At 26.5% G+C, this 19,292-nt stretch carries 17 protein-coding genes and 1 pseudogene; 6 read left to right on the top strand and 12 right to left on the bottom strand.

Annotated elements, in window-relative coordinates; translation table 11 throughout:
* Window positions 1-49: 49 nt before the first annotated feature.
* The 3 genes from QOZ93_RS04500 to QOZ93_RS04490 form a co-directional block, all read right to left on the bottom strand.
* Window positions 50-553, bottom strand: coding sequence for a hypothetical protein (locus QOZ93_RS04500; protein WP_307355273.1), 504 nt, complete (start codon window positions 551-553; stop codon window positions 50-52).
* A 70-nt stretch (window positions 554-623) separates the two neighbouring features.
* Complete coding sequence (locus QOZ93_RS04495) at window positions 624-1,346, bottom strand: zinc dependent phospholipase C family protein (RefSeq protein ID WP_307355272.1); 723 nt, start codon at window positions 1,344-1,346, stop codon at window positions 624-626.
* A 30-nt stretch (window positions 1,347-1,376) separates the two neighbouring features.
* The gene (locus QOZ93_RS04490) at window positions 1,377-2,591 is read right to left on the bottom strand and encodes a PQQ-dependent sugar dehydrogenase family protein (protein WP_307355271.1); all 1,215 of its coding nucleotides are present in this window, start codon (window positions 2,589-2,591) and stop codon (window positions 1,377-1,379) included.
* A gap of 145 nt (window positions 2,592-2,736) precedes the next feature.
* On the opposite strand from QOZ93_RS04490, the gene spoVB reads away from it, so the two are divergent.
* Window positions 2,737-4,239: a stage V sporulation protein B gene (gene spoVB / locus QOZ93_RS04485; RefSeq protein WP_307355270.1), complete on the top strand. Its 1,503-nt coding sequence runs from the start codon at window positions 2,737-2,739 to the stop codon at window positions 4,237-4,239.
* Between the two features lie 83 nt (window positions 4,240-4,322).
* On the opposite strand, the gene QOZ93_RS04480 is transcribed toward spoVB, so the two are convergent.
* From QOZ93_RS04480 to QOZ93_RS04460, 5 genes are all read right to left on the bottom strand, one after another.
* Entirely contained in the window at window positions 4,323-5,951 is a 1,629-nt protein-coding gene (locus tag QOZ93_RS04480; protein ID WP_307355269.1) for a putative polysaccharide biosynthesis protein, read from the bottom strand.
* Window positions 5,952-5,971: 20 nt separating this feature from the next.
* Window positions 5,972-6,934, bottom strand: a complete 963-nt coding sequence (locus QOZ93_RS04475) for an RluA family pseudouridine synthase (RefSeq protein ID WP_111941534.1) — start codon at window positions 6,932-6,934, stop codon at window positions 5,972-5,974.
* A gap of 107 nt (window positions 6,935-7,041) precedes the next feature.
* The gene (locus QOZ93_RS04470) at window positions 7,042-8,211 is read right to left on the bottom strand and encodes a M20 metallopeptidase family protein (RefSeq protein WP_307355268.1); all 1,170 of its coding nucleotides are present in this window, start codon (window positions 8,209-8,211) and stop codon (window positions 7,042-7,044) included.
* 123 nt (window positions 8,212-8,334) lie between these two features.
* A complete protein-coding gene (locus QOZ93_RS04465) occupies window positions 8,335-8,631 on the bottom strand; it encodes a hypothetical protein (RefSeq protein WP_111941530.1) in 297 nt (98 codons plus the stop codon).
* A gap of 132 nt (window positions 8,632-8,763) precedes the next feature.
* Window positions 8,764-10,785, bottom strand: coding sequence for an ATP-dependent helicase (locus QOZ93_RS04460; protein WP_307355267.1), 2,022 nt, complete (start codon window positions 10,783-10,785; stop codon window positions 8,764-8,766).
* A 247-nt stretch (window positions 10,786-11,032) separates the two neighbouring features.
* Here QOZ93_RS04460 and QOZ93_RS04455 point away from each other — a divergent pair, with 247 nt between their 5' ends.
* Window positions 11,033-12,520, top strand: coding sequence for a nicotinate phosphoribosyltransferase (locus tag QOZ93_RS04455; RefSeq protein ID WP_307355266.1), 1,488 nt, complete (start codon window positions 11,033-11,035; stop codon window positions 12,518-12,520).
* 12 nt (window positions 12,521-12,532) lie between these two features.
* Window positions 12,533-12,883, top strand: coding sequence for a hypothetical protein (locus tag QOZ93_RS04450; RefSeq protein WP_307355265.1), 351 nt, complete (start codon window positions 12,533-12,535; stop codon window positions 12,881-12,883).
* Window positions 12,884-12,962: 79 nt separating this feature from the next.
* Here QOZ93_RS04450 and QOZ93_RS04445 read toward each other — a convergent pair whose 3' ends face one another.
* On the bottom strand, window positions 12,963-13,175 hold the full coding sequence (locus QOZ93_RS04445) for a hypothetical protein (RefSeq protein ID WP_111941522.1): 213 nt from the start codon (window positions 13,173-13,175) through the stop codon (window positions 12,963-12,965).
* A gap of 249 nt (window positions 13,176-13,424) precedes the next feature.
* Between QOZ93_RS04445 and QOZ93_RS04440 the strand changes: the two genes are divergently transcribed.
* A complete protein-coding gene (locus tag QOZ93_RS04440; protein ID WP_307355264.1) occupies window positions 13,425-14,666 on the top strand; it encodes a D-alanyl-D-alanine carboxypeptidase family protein in 1,242 nt (413 codons plus the stop codon).
* Between the two features lie 76 nt (window positions 14,667-14,742).
* Here QOZ93_RS04440 and QOZ93_RS04435 read toward each other — a convergent pair whose 3' ends face one another.
* Genes QOZ93_RS04435 through QOZ93_RS04425 form a run of 3 tightly spaced genes read right to left on the bottom strand, consistent with a single transcriptional unit; the run spans window position 14,743 to window position 16,966 of the window.
* Window positions 14,743-15,393 carry a GerMN domain-containing protein gene (locus QOZ93_RS04435; protein WP_307355263.1) on the bottom strand — a complete coding sequence of 217 codons (651 nt, stop codon included), beginning with the start codon at window positions 15,391-15,393 and terminating at the stop codon, window positions 14,743-14,745.
* 34 nt (window positions 15,394-15,427) lie between these two features.
* Entirely contained in the window at window positions 15,428-16,318 is an 891-nt protein-coding gene (locus tag QOZ93_RS04430; protein ID WP_307355262.1) for an MBL fold metallo-hydrolase, read from the bottom strand.
* A 36-nt stretch (window positions 16,319-16,354) separates the two neighbouring features.
* Window positions 16,355-16,966, bottom strand: coding sequence for a DNA-3-methyladenine glycosylase (locus QOZ93_RS04425; protein ID WP_307355261.1), 612 nt, complete (start codon window positions 16,964-16,966; stop codon window positions 16,355-16,357).
* 244 nt (window positions 16,967-17,210) lie between these two features.
* On the opposite strand from QOZ93_RS04425, the gene gltX reads away from it, so the two are divergent.
* Together gltX and QOZ93_RS04415 are read left to right on the top strand one after the other, a co-directional pair.
* Window positions 17,211-18,662: a glutamate--tRNA ligase gene (gene gltX / locus QOZ93_RS04420; protein ID WP_307355260.1), complete on the top strand. Its 1,452-nt coding sequence runs from the start codon at window positions 17,211-17,213 to the stop codon at window positions 18,660-18,662.
* Window positions 18,663-18,795: 133 nt separating this feature from the next.
* Window positions 18,796-19,292, top strand: a pseudogene (locus tag QOZ93_RS04415) (HTH domain-containing protein); the annotation flags it as partial.

Raw genomic sequence — 19,292 nt, 5'->3', positions numbered from 1 at the left:
TATGTTTTTTATTTTACACTTTTTTCGTAGTAAAATCATATAAATACTATTATAATCTTATTTTCTTTTTTTTGCATTTAATATAGTATAAATCTTTCTCTCTTTTAAATGTTACTATTGTAAAATGCTCCTGAACAAGCTTTATCATAGTATCCATAGAATTATCTGTAAATAAATTAGTATTTTTAACTTCTATATCTTTTTCTTGCTGCTCTACTCTTATAGAAATTTGTTTTTTAAACATTTGCCCAAATTTTTTATTAATATCCCAAATATGCAAATATGCTTTTTCTTTTAAATACTCACTAATCTCTCTTAGTAAATCACTTTTTCCTCTCCTACTTTTTATATTTTGCAATGTAAAAAATAAAAGTGCTGTATCATAACTATTTTCTTGTATTAATTTTTTTCCATACATATTTTCTATGTAATCTAAATCTAGCTCATCATCTTTTTTAATGTAAGGATATATTAATGAAATATCTCCTAAACTTAAATCTAATATATCTCCTTTTAATATCTCTTTTTCAATATTTATAATGTTTTTTTCCATACTGCTCCCCCTAAGTATTTTTTCCTTTTTTTACTATTATACTTATAATGTAAAAAAAAGGCAAATAACCTTAGTTATTTGCCCAATATTTTTTAACTATATCATTATAGTAAGTTATCAAAAAACCTGCCGTAGTACTTTTAGCTCTGTAAATACTACTATTTGCCATCTTATAATACCTCTTATCTAAATCTAAAATATCTCTATAAAGCATATAAGTTGCATTAGCATTTTCAGCATTATTAACTATATAATTTTCTAAGTTATCGTATTTAATAACATTCCCTAGTTGAAAAAATCTTTTATTATATATAACTTCTGTAATAATCCATTGTTCAAATTTTCTATGTTGTTTTAAAAGCTTATTGTTTACATGATGAGGAACTGTGCAATCTTGAATTAAATGGCAACATGCCCCTAAGTAAAACATACTCTTTTTAATATCTCCTCTTTTTAAATATTTTAAACTTAGATTATAAAATTTCTCACTTTCTTGTAAAGCATTAGAAAATCCAAACAACCCTTTTTTATATTTATAGTGAAAAAAATGATTTATACTTCTAAAATCTTGATCTGCCCATGTAACTCCCTCATTTAAATTATCAATATAATTCTTATAAAAATTATATTCATCTAAGTATTCTTCTTTTTTTAGTATTTCAAGTGCCTGTTGATTTAAGAATCTATGCATTAAGCACTTTGTTTTTATTAATATTTTTTTTATGGGATTTACCATTTTAAATGCCTTATTTGCAGTAAATCCATAAGCTTTCTCTACCTTGTACTTTATCATTATTCTCCCCTTTTCACATGTTTATGTTTATTATTTGTTTTCTACTTTATATAGTATTCCTTTTTTCTTATCTAGTGCTAATAATTTATTACTACAAAACTTTATACTACATATCATACTATCTTTGGGCAGTTTAACCACTGGCTTAGTAACATTACTTTTATTTATTTTATATATTATATTATCATTAATTTCATAAAAGTATATACTATCTTTTTCTTTTAATATAGCATCTTTATCAATAGCTAAAGTTCCTAAAGAATTTAATTTTTTATGTTGATAATATGGACCTGGAGGATTTGTACTAGGATGATTTGCTAAGATAAATGGTATTCTACCACCATTTTTATTTTTAAATCTTGGAGAATTTATTGGATCTCCTCCACTATAATCTGGCCATCCATACCAAATGTTCTTATCTATACGAAATATATAATCACAATCACCCTTTACCGGCCTTAAACCTCTATTTTCCATTCCTCCTACTACTCCAAACAACTTTTCTTTACTATTAAAATCAAGACCTTTTATATTTCTAATGCCCCAAGCAAAAGTTTCCATAGCTCTAGTTTTTAAATTATATATAATAATAGATGAATTTCCTGGGAAAGAACTAGTTAAAATTTGTCCTTTTATATTTTGAGTTTTATATGGAACAAATGCACCTGTCTTTTCATCTCCAAAATTATCTCCCTTAATAGTAAGTGCCTTAGGAGTTATATCATGATTATGAGAATATTGTTCTATCCATTTATTATCTTCTCCTACTACGCCAGAATTAGTAGCAGAACCTATGCTTACATATAAATAATTCCCCTTAACCTTCAAAAGACTTTTTCTATAGTCCCCATAATTAGGAATATCTTTAATAATATTTTTTTGTTGTTTATTTTTTAAATCATAATAATATACTTTTGTTCCCGATACATAATATAACTTATCATCCTTATATTCAATACTTGTTATATTAAGATTATTATTTTTTAGTAAAACCTCGCTATATCCCTTTTCATTTAAAATTTGTATTTTGTTTTTATAGGCTATAAAATATGTATTATCTTCATTATAGGTAAAATCTACTGCATCTTTAAATCCTTTAAAATACATATCACCTTTAAATTCTTCAGCACAAGTAAATGAATCTAAACCAATATTTCTTCTTCCATAAGTAATTAATGTAAATATACATATCAAAAATAATATTCCTAAAAGTCCTTTAACTAAATTTTTATATATTTTACTCAAAAAGTTCACCCCATAAAATTAATTCTTATTTATATATATTTATATTTTTCTATCTATATGAATATATAATTTAAATTTTAATTACTCATATAAAAAAAATTTTTTTCATATGAATTAATAATTGCAATAAATTTAGGAGGAACATATGAGTAAAGACAACTTCTACAAAAATTCTATTATTTTAACATTATCAAACTTAGCTACTGGAGTACTACGATTTTTATTCTCTATTATTTTATCTAAAGAGTTAGGTTCTGAAGGTTTAGGACTATATTCTTTAGTTATGCCTATATATGATTTATTCTGTTGCTTAATTTGTGGTGGAATGATTACAGCAATTTCAAAAGAAGCATCCCATTACTATAGTAAAAATGACTATGGAAATTTAATTAAAACTGTACATATTTCTTTTTTATTTGATTTAATTTGGGGAATTTTAATTACAGTTTTATTTTTAATTTTTTCTCCTTTAATTTCAAAATACATTATAAAAGATAATAGAACTATTTATTCTCTTTGGGCTATTTCACCTGCCCTAATTTTCGTTGCATTATCCTCTATATTTAAAGGTTACTTTTATGGAACTTCTAAAGTTAAAGTTCCTGCTTTTATAGACGTTTTTGAAAAAGCCATAAGAATGATTGCCATAGTAAGTTTAATTAAAGCTCTTAGCGTAAAACATATAACATATGCTGTAACCGTTTCCTATATAGCCTTAACATTAGGAGAATTACTTAGCTTTATACTTTTAGGTCTGTATTATAAATTTCATAGTACTAAGGTATATTTATCCACACAAAAGGAGGAATCTAGTATTCAATTATTGTTTAATCTTTTAGTTGTAGCTATTCCTCTTTGTATAAACGGATTTTTAACTACGGCTATTTCATCTTGTTCTACTTTACTAATCCCACGGCGTCTTGTAGCCGCTGGAATTGAATATACTACTGCTCTTAGTATGATAGGTAAATTTTCCGGAATGGCATTAACTATAGTATTTTTTCCTATGGTAGTAATAATGTCTATTTCCACTTTACTTATTCCTGATATCTCCAAAAGTATTGCTATAAATGACTTTTATGGACTTGAAAAAAGAATCAAAGAAGTAATGCTTATATCACTTTTATTAGGCCTAGGAAATTTAGTTATTTGTCTTTGTATACCTAAAAATTTAGGAATTATGTTTTTTGGGAGAGATGATTTAGGAGAATATATAAAATTGGCAGCTTATTCAGCACCTTTTGTATATATGTCCTCTTCCAGTTATAGTATCTTAAATGGACTTGGAAATCAAAAAAAAGTTTTAATAAACTCTCTTATAAGTTCAGTTTTAGAAATATGTTTATTTTATGTTCTCTTAGGAATACCTCACATAAATATCTATGGATTTGGAATAACCTTTTTAATAGTTGGAATTGTTTCTCTTACCTTAAACTTTATAGATATTCATAAAATGTGTCCTATTCATTTTAGTATACCAAATATAATAATAAGTTTACTTTCCTCTTGGTTTTTATATTATATATTAAAAATTTTAAATAAATCTATAACTCACTTAAGTTTTTTCTCAAAAAATATGCTAATAATTTTTTTAGGTTTTTCTTTATTTTTTATTTCTGTTTTCATTATACAAAAAGGAGAAGAATGATAATAAAAATAAAAAGAGCACTGAATTTAAAGTGCTCTTTCATTATATACTATTCAATTATATATAATTTATTTTTGTAGTTACTATATTAAATCTACAAGCATAAAATTAGGAATAAATTTTATTAATCTTTTTGGTAATACATCAAAATCCTTTTTTCTTATCCCTGCAGTTAATATAAGTACATATAAATAAATGTATACAGCTGCTATAATAGCAACTATTGTAGCTATAGCATTAAATATATATGAAGTTCCTAAAAATATATGAAATACTGAATAAATTATATAGTGCATTAAAAAGGCTACTAATCCCATTACCAACGATGAGAAAGCTATTTTTATTGCCTTTTTAGCTATATGGAATTTAATTCTAAGAGTAGATTTTATAGCTCTACAATTTAATAATATTTGAACACCGAAACATATAAAATTTCCTAATAAAATAGCATTTATATTTATATATTTCATAGTAATAATCTCTATTATAACTTTAAATACTATACCTATAAAAGCATGCACTGTAACTAATCTAATTCTTCCTACTCCTTGCAATATAGATGTTTGTATTTGCACTACTCCCATTAAAATTAGGTTTAATGCTCCTATCCTTAAAAGTGGTGCTACATTTTCACTATATGCTAAAAATCTACAAATCCCACCACTTAAACTAAATAATCCAACTGCTGAAGGTATAGCAATTAAAAGACATAGTCTATATGCATAACTTATTTTACTTCCTAATGCTTTTTTGTCATTTAAAGCGGCATATCCTGAAATAGCAGGTAAAACAGCTACAGCTAGTGAAGAAATTATAGCTATTGGTACATTTATTAAAGTATTATATTGATATATTAATCCTACCATTACATCAACATTATGTTCACTAATTCCTATTGTTGGCAACACATGAGTAATTATTTTATTGTCTAATAAAGCACCAATATTTAAAAGTGCGACACAAACTGTCATAGGAACAGAATATGCTAATATTTTTCTTAGCAATCTTTTATTAGAATATCTAGTTTTTACTACTTTATGTTCCTTCACTACTCTTATTTTTTTATTTTTCTCATAAAATAAAATTAAAATTATTACAGCTACAAGTGCTCCTACAAAAGTACCTACTGTACCTCCTGCAACACCTGCCTCCACACCAAATTTATTATAAAATATATATGCAAAAAATAAACTAAAAATAATATTAAAAAGTTGTTCTACAACTTGTGATATAGCCGTAGGTGTCATATTACTTCTACCTTGAAAGTATCCTCTATAAGTACTTAAAATAGACGTTACAAGTAGTGTTGGTGCCAATGCCATTATAGCTAACTTAGCAGTTGTTTTTCCATCTTGCATATATTTACTCAATGGTTCGGCAAAAACAAACATACCAATAGACAACACAAGTCCTATTATAAATAATAGCATTCTTGAAATTTTGAAAGCTCTAATTGCATCTTTGTAATTTCCTAATGCTATTAACTCAGAAATGCTCTTAGATATAGCAACTGGAATTCCTGAATTGGCTATAACATATAAAAATACATAAATGGTATATGCTATATTATAAACTCCTATACCTGCTTCTCCTATAATCTTTCTTAAAAAAGGAATATATAATATAGAAAGAACTTTTCCTATTATACCTGCCATGGATAAAATGGCAAATCCTTTGGTGGTTGATTGTTGATCGATTGAAATATCACTCATAAAATAACACCCTTATCTTTTTAAAACTTCATTACATCTTTTTTTATTCTTTTAAAAATAGGCGGTAAACTTTCTGCTATAGTTTTACTCTCCAAGTACTTTAAATTCTCTGTACATTCTCTAAAGACAAGTTTATATGAATATAAAAATTGATAGTTTAATCCATATTTATTATGGAAATACTCATTTGATTTTTTATCTCCATATTTAGGATCTCCTACTATTGGATTACCAAGGAAACTTAAATGTGCTCTAAGCTGATGACTTCTTCCTGTTAAAAGTTTCATTTCTATAAAGGAAAAAATTCCAACGCTTTCTAGCACCTTGACTTCCATGGCAATTTTTTTGCAATCTCCATTTGGCTTTAAAGATACTTTAGATTCATTGGTATTATGATTTTTTTCTATATAAGCCTCATAACGTCCATCTTTTATTCTACCTTTTACTAAAGCTACATAATATTTATCTATCATGCGTTCTCTTAGCATCTCATTCATATCTTTAGTAGCTAAAAAATTTTTACCAAAGATAACAATACCAGAAGTATTTTTATCTAACCTATTACATGATGATGGTCTAAACGTAAGTTCAGTTTCTGGTGTATAATCACCTTTTTCATCTAAATAAGAAAGAACATGATCTGTTAAAGTTATTTCATTAACATTTTTATCAGCATGCACCAATACACCTGGCCACTTTTCAACTAATAATATGTTACTATCTTCATAAGTTATTTTTATTCCATTTTTCTCTACTTTTATATAATCTTTTTTGTTTTCTTTATTATTTGATTGTAAATACTTAATTTCTACTACATCACCTTCTTGTAGCATATACTTTTCTTTACCTTTTTTACCATTTACCTTAATATCACCTTTTCTAATACCCTTATAAATAGCACTTAAAGGAACATCTTTAAATAACTTTCTACAAAATTTATCTAATCTTTGATTACCTTCATTTATTCCAATATCAATTTTCATCTTTTTCCTCCTAGGGTTCCTTATGTTTACAAGGACTTTTAATATTATACACTAGTACACATTAAAATTCCATATTTTTTCATAAAGTTTACTTTGTTACCACCTTATTAACTATTCAAGAAATTTACAGCTGCTGCACAGTGAATAGCAGTCCCTATACATAAACAATCTTCATCAATATTAAATTTACAATTATGAAGTGGATAAACTATTCCTTTCTCTGCATTCCCACACCCTAAATAATAAAACACAGCTGGTTTTTTCATAGCAAAATATGCAAAACTTTCTACGCCCATATTAGGTACATCTAAAATTTCTATATTTTCTTTTCCTATAACATTCTCTGCAGAATTTATAAGTAAATCTGCCATATTATCATCGTTATATAAACAAGGATAACTTTCCTCTATATCTATTTCACATTCACCTCTCATGGAATGCACTGTACTTTCAGTAATCTCTACCAGTCTCTTTTTTACATACTCTCTATGTTCTGTTCTCACTGTTCTCATAATCCCTTGTAATGTAACTTCCCCCGGAATTATATTTTGTGCTGTTCCACCATGAATAGATCCTATTGTTATTACCCCTGCATCAGTTGGAGGCAATTCCCTACTTATTATACTTTGTAAATTTAGTATTACTTGTGATGCCATAACTATTGGATCCACAGTATACTGTGGTGAAGCACCATGGCCACCTTTTCCTATAATTTTAATAGTAAAAGGATTTGATGCAGCATTAACTACGCCTTTTTTTATTCCTATTTTTCCACATGGAATCCATTCCTCTACATGAAGTCCTATAATTCCATCTATTTTAATGTCACTTAAAGCACCTTCCTCTATCATAACTTTAGCTCCACCAGTAGTTTCTTCCGCAGGCTCAAAAAAAATTCTTACATTTCCATTTAAAGAATCCTTTATAGAATTTAAAATTTTAGCTGCTCCTAAAGCCATAGTAGTATGGGCATCATGTCCACAAGCATGCATAATACCTTTTACTTTAGATTTATATCCATGATCATTTTCTTCTAAAATTGGCAGTGCATCCATATCTGCTCTTATACCAACAGTTTTATTACCTTTTCCTCTTATGGTAGCACAAATCCCTGTTTTTGCACATTCATAATATTCAATTTCCTCTTTTTCTAGAAATTCTTTAATTTTTGCATTTGTTCTATATAAATCAAAATCCAATTCTGGATTTTCATGAAAATCTCGTCTTAGATCTATTAATATCTTTTTTATATCTTTAGCTTTTTGTAAAAATTCCATACACTCTCTCCTTTCAAAACATAATGATTAGGCTCATATTTTAATAACCAAAATATGAGCCTAATCATTTTTATTATATACCACTTATATGTATTATTCAATAACCATTGATTTCTCTAACCTTTATTTATTTAACCTCAAAACACCGGATTCTTCGGTAACATAAGGCAGCTTCTTAAGAATTTCATATACGTACTTTTGTTTAAAATGTTCTTTATCATTTAAGTTTAATTCTATTTGATTATAATATAGCATTTTACACCATAGATCTACGAAGTCATCCCTAGTTACAAATGTAGTAATATCTTCTTCCTTTACTGTAAAACCACTATTATATTTTTCAATAATCTTAATATTAAGTTCCTCTTCTTTATTTAAAATAATTTTTACATCTTCCCACATATCCTTAAAAAATATCATAGAATTCCCCTCCATAATTGAATACCCACTTAAAGTATAACACATTAATGTTGTAAGTCAATTAAAGTATGTATTTTTTTGTTTTATTCGCATTTTAAAGTTAATTAGTATAGCACATTTATTTTCTAAGATCTAACTTAATATTTCTATAAGTCCATTATAATATGTTATTTGAGAATCCAATTTTCTACACATACCATCATCAAAATCAATAATTATAGTATTTTCATCTACCTTTGAAATAATTCCCTTTCCAAAAGCTTTATGATTTATTTTTTTCCCTACTTTAAAGTTTAAAAAACCTTCTTTTACACCTATATCCATTTCTTTTAAGAATCTAGAAGGTTTTTTTTCTTTTCCCCCTTTATCCTTTAAGGTATTTAACCATAAATTCTCCTTAGCTCTTGTAATCCCAACATAAAAAAGCCTCCTCTCTTCTTCAACTCCTTCTTCAGTATCCATAGAATTAACATGGGGTATAACTTCCTCATTACAATTAATTAAAAATACATTTTTAAATTCCATCCCCTTAACACCATGTATTGTACTAAGTAATACCCCCTCTTGTCTTTTATCTTTCTTTTTGTTAAGTTTTATTTCCTCCTTTACCTTCTCAATATGAGATAAAAAGCTTAAAATATTTTTAAATTCACTAGCTGATTCCCTAAAAGAATTAATAATTTCATCAAATTCACTTAAATCTCCTCTATATCTTTCACAATATTCCTTTATATATTTATAATAGTCTAGTTCATATAAAACATAATCTATAGCAGAACTTAAAGACATTTTATTTAAATATACAATTTCTTTTTCTAATTCTCTTAAATTTTTAAGTTGAAATGGTTTTAATTCTTCCATATCACATAAAATATCAAAACAATTTTCCTTATAAATGTTATGTTTAAATTTATAAAGTGTATCTCTTCCTATATATCTAAAAGGTTTATTAATTATTCTAAAAAAACTTCCTTTATCCCTTATATCTAGACCAAGTCTTAAATAAGCAAGTATATCTTTACATATAAAATTATCATAAAAATTATATTCTCTATCCATTAATGTAAAAGGTATGCCTTTTTTAATAAAAGAATCTATAATACTTCTACTTTCCTCATTTGTCCTATACATTACAATATTGTCTTCAAATAAATATTTACTTCCGCTAACCAATTTTATTATATTATCACCTATAACATTACTCTGTTCACCTTCGGAATTAAACAATGAAAATTTTATGTTTCCATGTTCTAAATTATTAGAATTTATATTTTTTTTATTTCTAAGCTTATTATTACAAATTAAACTTTTAGATGTATCTACTATATTTTTAGGACTTCTATAATTTATATCTAAATAAAGTTTTTTTCCATTTTCAAAAATTTTATCAAATTGCACCATACATTCTGGTTTAGATCCTCTAAAACCATAAATACATTGATCTTCATCTCCAACTGCAAAAATAGAAGATCCTTCTTTACTAAATAACTTTAAAATTTCCATTTGTATAGCATCACAATCTTGGAATTCATCTACAAGAATAAACTTAAATAACTTGCTATATCCTAATTTAAGGTTTTCATTTGTTCTAAAAAGTTTTAATACCTCTATTTGAAGATCATCAAAATCAAATAACCTATGTTCCTTCTTATAATTTTCATAATTCTCATAGCACTTTTTAAAAATCTTTTTAGAAAGATTTAAAATTGAAAATTCTTCTATACTTAAATTAGAAGTCTTAAAACATGATATATAATTAAGAACTTCTCTAACTTTATCTTCACTAACTTCATCATAATAAGTTAATAATGTCTTTTTAATAAGTTCATTACTATGTATTGATGAAATAATCTCAAATTCATAACCTGCTCTTTTTAGAATTTTATAAAAAAGGCTATGGAAAGTTCCAAAAAATGGAGATACTTTTGTATTAAACTTATTCTCATATCTTTGTCTCATATTAATAGCTGCCGCTTTCGTAAATGTTATTACAATAATATTATTTCTACTAATTCCCTTGTCCACAAGATAAAAAACCCTATGTATTATAGTAGTAGTTTTTCCTGATCCCGGTGCAGCTATTATTATAGAATTTTTATCCTTACATAATACAGCTTTTTTCTGATTTTCATCTAAATAACTTAAATCCACCATAGTTTCCTCTCCAACCTAATTAAATAATCTTTAATCTATACTATACCCTATTTTAACCTTTTATTAAAATCACTAATAAATTATTAAAATAAAGCTTTAATTTAAGTAATCTTTTTAACATTTCCACATAAACTAAGTGTAATTTTATAAGTTGTCAAAATCTTAATTTCATATTAAAATTAAAAATGTATATCTTTTAATATTATAGACAATATTTTACTTAATTAAAATAATAGAGGAGATAATTATGGAATATAATAATACATTTAATGTAGAATGTGAGAGAAATCTTACTATGTTAGTAGATTTCTATGAACTTACCATGGCTAATGGATATCTAAATAGCAATGTAGGTAATAAGATTGCTTATTTTGATATGTTCTTTAGAAGAGTTCCAGATGGTGGTGGATATTGTTTAATGGCTGGAGTACAGCAATTAATTGAATATCTGTCTGAACTTACTTTTACTGAAAAAGATATAGCATATCTACGTTCAAAAAAACTTTTTTCTGAAAAATTTCTTAAATATTTAAAAAACTTTAAATTTGAATGTGATGTATGGGCTATTCCTGAAGGAAATCCTGTTTTTCCTGGTGAACCTTTAGTAACAGTTAAGGGACCTATAATACAGGCACAATTTGTAGAAACTATGATCTTATTAACTATAAATCATCAAACTCTTATTGCTACAAAAGCAAATAGAATATGTAGAGCAGCTAAAGGAAAACCTGTTATGGAGTTCGGATCTAGAAGAGCCCAAGGATATGATGGTGCTATTTTTGGTGCAAGAGCTGCAATAATCGGTGGTTGTTCGGCTACTGCGTGTACCATTGCTGAACAAATGTTTAATATTCCTGCTATAGGAACCATGGCACATAGTTGGGTTCAATTATTTGAAGATGAATATAGTGCTTTTAAGGCTTGGGCTGAAGCTTATCCAGATGACTGTTTACTTTTAGTTGATACCTATAATGTATTAAAGTCTGGTCTTCCTAATGCTATAAAAGTTTTTGATGAAGTATTGAAACCTTTAGGTAAGCGTCCTATAGGTATTAGAATAGATAGTGGAGATATTACATATCTTACAAAAGAAGCTAGAAAAATGTTAGATGAAGCAGGATATACAGATGCAAAAATAACTATTTCAAATTCACTAGATGAATATATAATTAAAAGCGTTTTAGATAATGGAGCCAAAATTGATAGTTTTGGCGTTGGAGAACGTTTAATTACTGCTAGATCAGAACCTGTATTTGGTGGTGTTTACAAATTAGTAGCAGTAGAAGATGAAAATAATGAAATATTTGCAAGAATAAAAATCAGCGAAAATCAAGAAAAAATTACAAATCCCGGTTTTAAAAAGATTTATAGAATCTTTGATAAAAAAACTGATAAAGCCATAGTAGATTTAATATGCTTAAACGAAGAAGAAATAAATGAAAATAAACCTTTAACCATTTTCCATCCTATTTTTACTTGGAAAAAGAAAACTTTAACAAATTTCTATATTAAGGATTTAAGGGTTAAAATTTTTGACAAAGGAAACCTTATATATAAAAATCCTAGTGTAAGTGAAATTAAACAAACAGTAAAACAAGAATTATCTAAGTTTTGGCCTGAAGTTTTAAGATTTCAAAATCCACATACTTATTATGTTGATCTTTCTAAGGAACTATGGGAATTGAAACATGATCTACTTCATAAGTATTCAAATAAGTTTAACGAAATAAAATAAACTTCTATTAATATGAATACAGAAAAACTTAAGATCAGAATTTCTGAGGAGGCTTATGAAAAAATACTAAGTCTTTTAAAAGATAATCTTGAATATACCCATCTTAGATTGAAAAAAGGCCATTGCTGTAGAAATAAGGTAGAACTGTTATTAGATATAAAAAAAGATACTGATTTAGAGGATAAAATTGATGATTTACAGATTATTTATTCTGAAGATCTATTGAAAGTAATTAAAGAAGTTACTATAGTATATAGAAATAATTCTTTCTTAATTAAAACTATTATGACTAATAATTCTTTTTGTGGCAAGAAATGTTCCTCAAATTGTAAATCAAATTGTAAATCATCTATAAATCAATAACCAATAATGCTCAATATATAACAAAAAACGTCTTACAAGTAATATTTTTACCATAGTAAGACGTTTTTAATTTCTATAACTACTTTTTCCACATATGAAAACTTAAAAATTCTACTTCATTATCTTTATGATTTAACAAATCATATTCATCTAGACCCTTTAACCTAAACTTTTTAATTGGATCAAGTTGTTTAAAAGGACACTTCTCTCCCTTACTTCCTTCATAAAAACAGCACTCCTTAAAACAACCAACTTCTTCTTTAGAAGTTGATAAAAATGGGCATCGTGACATAGTAACACCTCATTCCTTTCAACATATCTAAATTGATTATGTTATTATGAAATATATTTTTATTTTTTTGAATTTTATTTCATTTTAATTATTATATCATTATTTTTATAAAATGCATACATTTTATAAAAAATATATCCATTTTGTAAACTTTTGAGCCCGTACTTACCTCACTAAAAGCCTTGTTATATTATGTCTATAGTGATATACTATTTATGTTTAAAAATTAAAAAAATGGAGAGATGTAAATTGAGGAAAAAAATTTCTGCACTATTATTAACACTAACTCTTTGTTTTACTACTACATCCCAAGTATTTGCATCAGAAACAAAATTACCTAACTTAAAAGGCAGAGCCGCTATTTCTTACGATTTAGATACTAAAGAAGTTATATATACTAGAAACATTGATCAAAAAGTTTATCCTGCATCTATAACAAAGATGCTTACGGCTTTGGTTTTTGCTGAAAAGAAAACTAAAACTGATAATTTAAAATATACAGATTCAGCATTTAAACAGCCTCCTTTTTCATACAGATTGAATGTTCATCCCGTTAAGGTTGGAGATGAAATAAGTGCTGAAAACGCTATGGATGCGTTACTTCTTTTTTCTGGTAATGATATTGCATATATGATTGCAGATAATGTAGGTGGAGGTCAAAAAGGTTTTGAAAAACTTATGAATGATAAAGCAAAAGAACTTAAAATGACCAATTCTCATTTTATTACACCTAACGGATTAGATGATAATACAAATGATCACTATACTACAGCTTATGATTTAACAAAATTAGCTGAAGCTTCATATAACAATGCTTGGGTATTAGAATCAATGTCTAAAAAACAAAGTGAGGTTAATTTTCAAAATGGAAATAAAGCACTTTTAGACAATAGAAATAAGTTAGTGGGCAAAAATGGTTGTATAGCTGGTAAAACTGGTTATACAAACAAAGCTGGTAGATGTTTAGTAGCTTTATATGAGAGAAATGGAAGACACATGGTTGGTGTAGTTATGAATTCTGAATATAACTACCCAAAAGACACCATAGTTTTTGAAGACATGGAAAAGCTTATGGATTATAGTTACAATGTGAAAAAAGATGTCCTTGTAAAAAACAATTCTTCTGTTACATCTTTAAAAATTCCTTATAAGGTTTTACCTATAATAGGACCTACAAAAACTTTAGAAGTTCCTGTAGATGTAAAAAAAGATGTTACATACTATAAAAACGATTTGAAACCTGAAAAAGAGTACAAGTTAAATAATGTAAGTGCTTGGAAACTATCTCAAGATAAAGCTATTGGAAAATTAATAGTAACTCAAAAAGATTCTAAACAAGAATATGAATTATATTCAAAAGTTTCAAAAACACAAATACTTAAAGATAATATTCTAATATATACAGGAATTTTAGTAGTTTTAATACTAATAATCTTAGGTATAGTTTTATTAGTTAATACTATTAAAAAACATTCAAAGAAATTTTATTAATAGCAAAAAAGATCTATAAATTTATTATTTATAGATCTTTTTTATTATAATTTTCTAATTTACCTATAACCTTATATTATTTCTTTATAAGAGATTCATTAGCTCCTATAGGCCCTTCTAAAATAACATGTCCACCCAAACTTTCCATGGGTTTATTATTTAAAGTAAATGCTACCTTTTCTACATTCAATTGTTTATTTAATATGAATGTATTTGAAATACCATACATAGCTAAAGATTCACCTGTACTTCCTGCAATCCTTCCTAAAACGCTTTCATCAAAATCAACAGTAGCAACATTATCTTTAATAGTTACAGTATTTATTTTTATATCTGTATTAATACTTGGAAAAAGATTTTTGGTTTTAGGTCCTTTTAAAAGTTCCTCCAATACTTTTTTAGGTGTTGCATCATCAATGATTCTTTCCTCCGCAACTAATTTTTCACATTGTTCATCCGCAAAATAAAGCTTATACTGTTTATCGTTTACCTGATTATTTTTCTTTTCTTCTATTTCTTTTTTATTAAGATTCTTTTCAGCATCCTTTTCTTCAAACTCTTTATTAGTATCATTTTTAATTTCTTTGTTTTCTTTTGACATCGCTTCTACTTTTTTAACCTCTTTTTTATTTTTTTCCCCTGTATTGCTATTTGAACAAGCAATTAGTGAAAATGAAAAAGTCATAGCAAGTATTACACCTAAAAGTCTTTTCAATTTTTTGTTCATATTTTTTTCCTCCTAATAATAGAATAATAATATTCTAACCTACATAATAATAAATTTTACCCTCTTCTAGAGAACATTTAATAATTTCTTTCTCCTCAAGATAAGCTAAAAATCCAGATATTGTACACATATTCAAAAAATATTGCTTAACATTTAAAGGTAAATCATTTAGTATACTTATATTTTGTAATAAGTCCTCCTTTGTAGCAGGTTGTGCTAATAACTCTATTATTTGTTCTTCGTAATTTTTTAAATTTTCTTCATTAGAATCTATAAGTTTTAAAAATTTTTCTTTATCCAATACATCCTTATCATGTCCTAAAACAAAATAATCTGCGTCTATTTCCTTTATCTTTTTTAATGTTTTATAAGTATCATCTATATTAAATAAAAATGGAAAAGAATATTTTTCTAAGATATCATGACTAAATAAGCTATCCCCTAAGAAACATACCCTATCTGGTGTTACAATACCTATGCCATCTTCTGCATGTCCCTTTAACTCTAAAATTTGAAACTTCTCATCATTAATCTTTATAACTCCTTCTTGCAGCACTGAATCAACTTGTGTACAAATAGGTTTTCCTAATACTTCTTTTATAGGATATCCTCCATATAAAATCACAGACCCTAAGTGAGGATTTTCCAAAAATACTTTACAAGTTTCTGTGGTATATACTTGAACTCCTGGATAATTATCCTTAAAATATTTATTTCCACCTGTGTGATCACTATGATGATGCGTATTTATTATGTATTTAGGTTTAATACCTTGTTCATCTAAAGTAGATTCTATTCTTCTTGCAAAGGTATTTCCTATACCCGTATCTATAATTATACATTGTTTACTTTTAAAAGTGTACACCCCTATATTAGTTGGTGCTAATATTACACCTGTATTTCCATTAATTTTTTTTAATTCCATACCCTAAAACACATCCTATTCTCTTAATATAATTATTTATTTTTTAGATACATAAGGATTATCTTTTATATAAAAACGCCAAAGATAATCTTGTGCCTCTTCTGCATATCCTATCCCTATCCGAGTTGTTTCCACAATCTCAAAACTTTCGTGTTTCTCTTCAAATACATATATAGTATCATTTTCTAAAGATTCTCCATTTAAGCTTCTATCTATATTTAATGCCTTACAAAGCTTTCCTGGCCCATTAGTTAAATTAATCAATTGTTTTTTACTACATTCCTTTAAAGGCTTATTATATCTATTTTCACACATAAGTTCCATATTCTCAATAGGCTCTATTGCTCTAATAAGAATAGCCTCTGGATTATCTTTTTCCGAACATACAAAATTTAGACAATTATACATTCCATATATTAAATAAACATAACATACCCCACCCTCACTATACATGACCTCAGTTCTATTAGTCCTTCTTCCATTATAAGAATGAGCAGCTTTATCTATTATTCCACCGTAAACTTCCAATTCTACAATTTTACCTATTATTTTTCCTCTAGAAGTGTTATGTACTAAATATTTTCCTAAAAGCTCCCTACCTACTTCCATAGATGATTTTTTAAAAAACTCTTTATTTAACCTTTTCATAAGCACCTCAAATTTTCATTAATATTTTTAATTATATTATTGGTTTTAATTATATTAAATATTTTCATATTCTATTATATAATTAATCATTTATATATACAATAAGCTTATAAATGTATAAATTCTACTTGCCTTGACATTAAATATTTATTATACTATTATGTTATTATGTAAATTTTGGACTTTTACAAATTAACATTAAAATAAGACTAAATATAAATAAACTTAAATAGGAGTGAAAGCTATGTGTAAAAAAGTAAGAACTAGATTTGCTCCAAGTCCAACTGGAAGAATGCATGTTGGTAACTTGAGAACAGCACTATATGCTTATTTAATAGCAAAACATGAAGATGGAGATTTTCTATTAAGAATTGAGGATACAGACCAAGAAAGATTTGTTGAAGGAGCTGTAGATATTATCTATAGAACTTTAGCTAAAACAGGCTTAATTCATGACGAAGGTCCTGATAAAGATAAAGGTTATGGTCCATATGTTCAAAGCGAAAGAAGAGATATTTATATAAAATATGCTAAACAATTAGTTGAAGAAGGAAAAGCTTACTATTGTTTCTGCAGCAAGGAAAGATTAGATGGTTTAAGAACTGATTGTGAAGAAAAAAAAGAACAATTCAGATATGATAAACATTGTGTAAATCTTTCAAAAGAAGAAGTAGAAGAAAACTTAAAAAATGGAGTTCCTTATGTTATAAGACAAAATAATCCTATAGAAGGCACAACTACTTTCCATGATGAAATATATGGAGATATTACTTTTGATAACTCTGAATTAGATGATATGATTTTAATAAAATCTGATGGACTACCTACATATAACTTTGCTAATGTTATTGATGACCATCTAATGGAAATAACTCATGTTGTTAGAGGTAATGAATATTTATCTTCTACACCAAAGTATAACAGATTATATGAAGCATTTGGTTGGGAAATCCCAACATACGTTCATTGTCCATTAATTACTAATGAAGAACATCAAAAATTAAGTAAAAGAAGCGGTCACTCTTCATACGAAGATTTATTAGAACAAGGTTTCTTAACTGAAGCTATAATAAACTTTGTTGCTTTACTTGGTTGGAGTCCTGAAGAAAATAAAGAAATTTTCTCTTTAGAAGAATTAGTTAAGGCATTTAACTATACACATATTAATAAAGCTCCTGCTGTATTTGACATGACTAAATTTAAATGGATGAATGGTGAATATATTAAAAATCTTCCTAAAGAAGAATTCCATAAATTAGCTTTACCATATTATAAAGATTTAAAAGATGGAATAAACCTTGAATACGTTAGTGAACTTCTTCAATCAAGATTAGAGCAATTAACTCAAATACCAGAAAAAATAGATTTTATTAATGAATTACCACAATATGATATAGATCTTTATACTCATAAAAAAATGAAAACAAATCCTGAGGTTGCTTTAGAAAATCTTATAAAGGTTCTTCCTATATTAGAAGGAATAGAAGATTGGACTATAGAAACTTTAGAAGAAGTTGTTTTAGGTTTCGTAAAAGAACTAGGAATTAAAAATGGTCAAATGTTATGGCCTTTAAGAACTGCTTTATCAGGAAAAGGTATGACTCCTGGTGGTGCTTTTGAACTTGCTTATATTTTAGGTAAAGAAGAAAGCTTAGCTAGAATTAAAACAGGTATAGATAAATTAAAAATTAATTAATTTAAATAAAAAACCCCTTTCTTTAATTAGTAAAATGTATCCTATGAAGTAGACAATTTAAAAAAAGTCTATTTCATAGGATTTTTTTATGTATAATAGAATAAAAGAATTTTTTAAACGTGAGGTTATGAAAATGAGTAAAAAATTATTTACTAAAGACGAAGTTAAAATCTTATCTGAAAATAAGTATGTTAAGAAAGTAAGTTCAAAAGGAATTACTTATACTGATGAGTTTAAGAAAATTTTTATAACAGAAAATGAATTGGGTAAATTTCCGAGACAAATATTCGAAGAATGTGGATTTGATATAGAAATTTTAGGTATGCAAAGAGTAGGATCAGCGGGCAAAAGATGGAGAAGTTCTTATAAAAACGGCGGAGCCATTGCGCTTCAAGATACTAGAAGACTTAATACTGGCAGACCAAGTGAAAAAGAATTATCTTTAGCAGAAAAATATGCTCGTCTCGAGGCTAAAGTTGAGTTGCTTCAAGCTGAAAATGAATTATTAAAAAAGTTAGATATGTTAGAAAGGAGAGTGTTAAAGAAAAAATAAAATTATTATCTAGAGAAAAATTTATTGTTATTAAACAAGTAATTGAAAAATATAAACTTAAAAATTTAGTAACTTAT

The organism is Hathewaya limosa, from assembly GCF_030815255.1.
Taxonomy (GTDB): domain Bacteria; phylum Bacillota; class Clostridia; order Clostridiales; family Clostridiaceae; genus Hathewaya; species Hathewaya limosa.
The sequence above is the reverse complement of the archived record's forward strand: the minus strand, read 5'-3'. Positions and strand labels throughout refer to the sequence as shown.

What these genes read in the sequence shown, in the direction of transcription:
- QOZ93_RS04480 (WP_307355269.1), bottom strand. Translation starts at nt 5,951, where the DNA reads ATGAGTGATATTTCAATCGATCAACAATCAACCACCAAAGGATTTGCC.
- QOZ93_RS04460 (WP_307355267.1), bottom strand. Translation starts at nt 10,785, where the DNA reads ATGGTGGATTTAAGTTATTTAGATGAAAATCAGAAAAAAGCTGTATTA.
- QOZ93_RS04495 (WP_307355272.1), bottom strand. Translation starts at nt 1,346, where the DNA reads ATGATAAAGTACAAGGTAGAGAAAGCTTATGGATTTACTGCAAATAAG.
- QOZ93_RS04435 (WP_307355263.1), bottom strand. Translation starts at nt 15,393, where the DNA reads ATGAACAAAAAATTGAAAAGACTTTTAGGTGTAATACTTGCTATGACT.
- QOZ93_RS04470 (WP_307355268.1), bottom strand. Translation starts at nt 8,211, where the DNA reads ATGGAATTTTTACAAAAAGCTAAAGATATAAAAAAGATATTAATAGAT.
- QOZ93_RS04500 (WP_307355273.1), bottom strand. Translation starts at nt 553, where the DNA reads ATGGAAAAAAACATTATAAATATTGAAAAAGAGATATTAAAAGGAGAT.
- QOZ93_RS04475 (WP_111941534.1), bottom strand. Translation starts at nt 6,934, where the DNA reads ATGAAAATTGATATTGGAATAAATGAAGGTAATCAAAGATTAGATAAA.
- QOZ93_RS04430 (WP_307355262.1), bottom strand. Translation starts at nt 16,318, where the DNA reads ATGGAATTAAAAAAAATTAATGGAAATACAGGTGTAATATTAGCACCA.
- QOZ93_RS04465 (WP_111941530.1), bottom strand. Translation starts at nt 8,631, where the DNA reads ATGATATTTTTTAAGGATATGTGGGAAGATGTAAAAATTATTTTAAAT.
- QOZ93_RS04445 (WP_111941522.1), bottom strand. Translation starts at nt 13,175, where the DNA reads ATGTCACGATGCCCATTTTTATCAACTTCTAAAGAAGAAGTTGGTTGT.
- QOZ93_RS04450 (WP_307355265.1), top strand. Translation starts at nt 12,533, where the DNA reads ATGAATACAGAAAAACTTAAGATCAGAATTTCTGAGGAGGCTTATGAA.
- spoVB (WP_307355270.1), top strand. Translation starts at nt 2,737, where the DNA reads ATGAGTAAAGACAACTTCTACAAAAATTCTATTATTTTAACATTATCA.
- gltX (WP_307355260.1), top strand. Translation starts at nt 17,211, where the DNA reads ATGTGTAAAAAAGTAAGAACTAGATTTGCTCCAAGTCCAACTGGAAGA.
- QOZ93_RS04455 (WP_307355266.1), top strand. Translation starts at nt 11,033, where the DNA reads ATGGAATATAATAATACATTTAATGTAGAATGTGAGAGAAATCTTACT.
- QOZ93_RS04425 (WP_307355261.1), bottom strand. Translation starts at nt 16,966, where the DNA reads ATGAAAAGGTTAAATAAAGAGTTTTTTAAAAAATCATCTATGGAAGTA.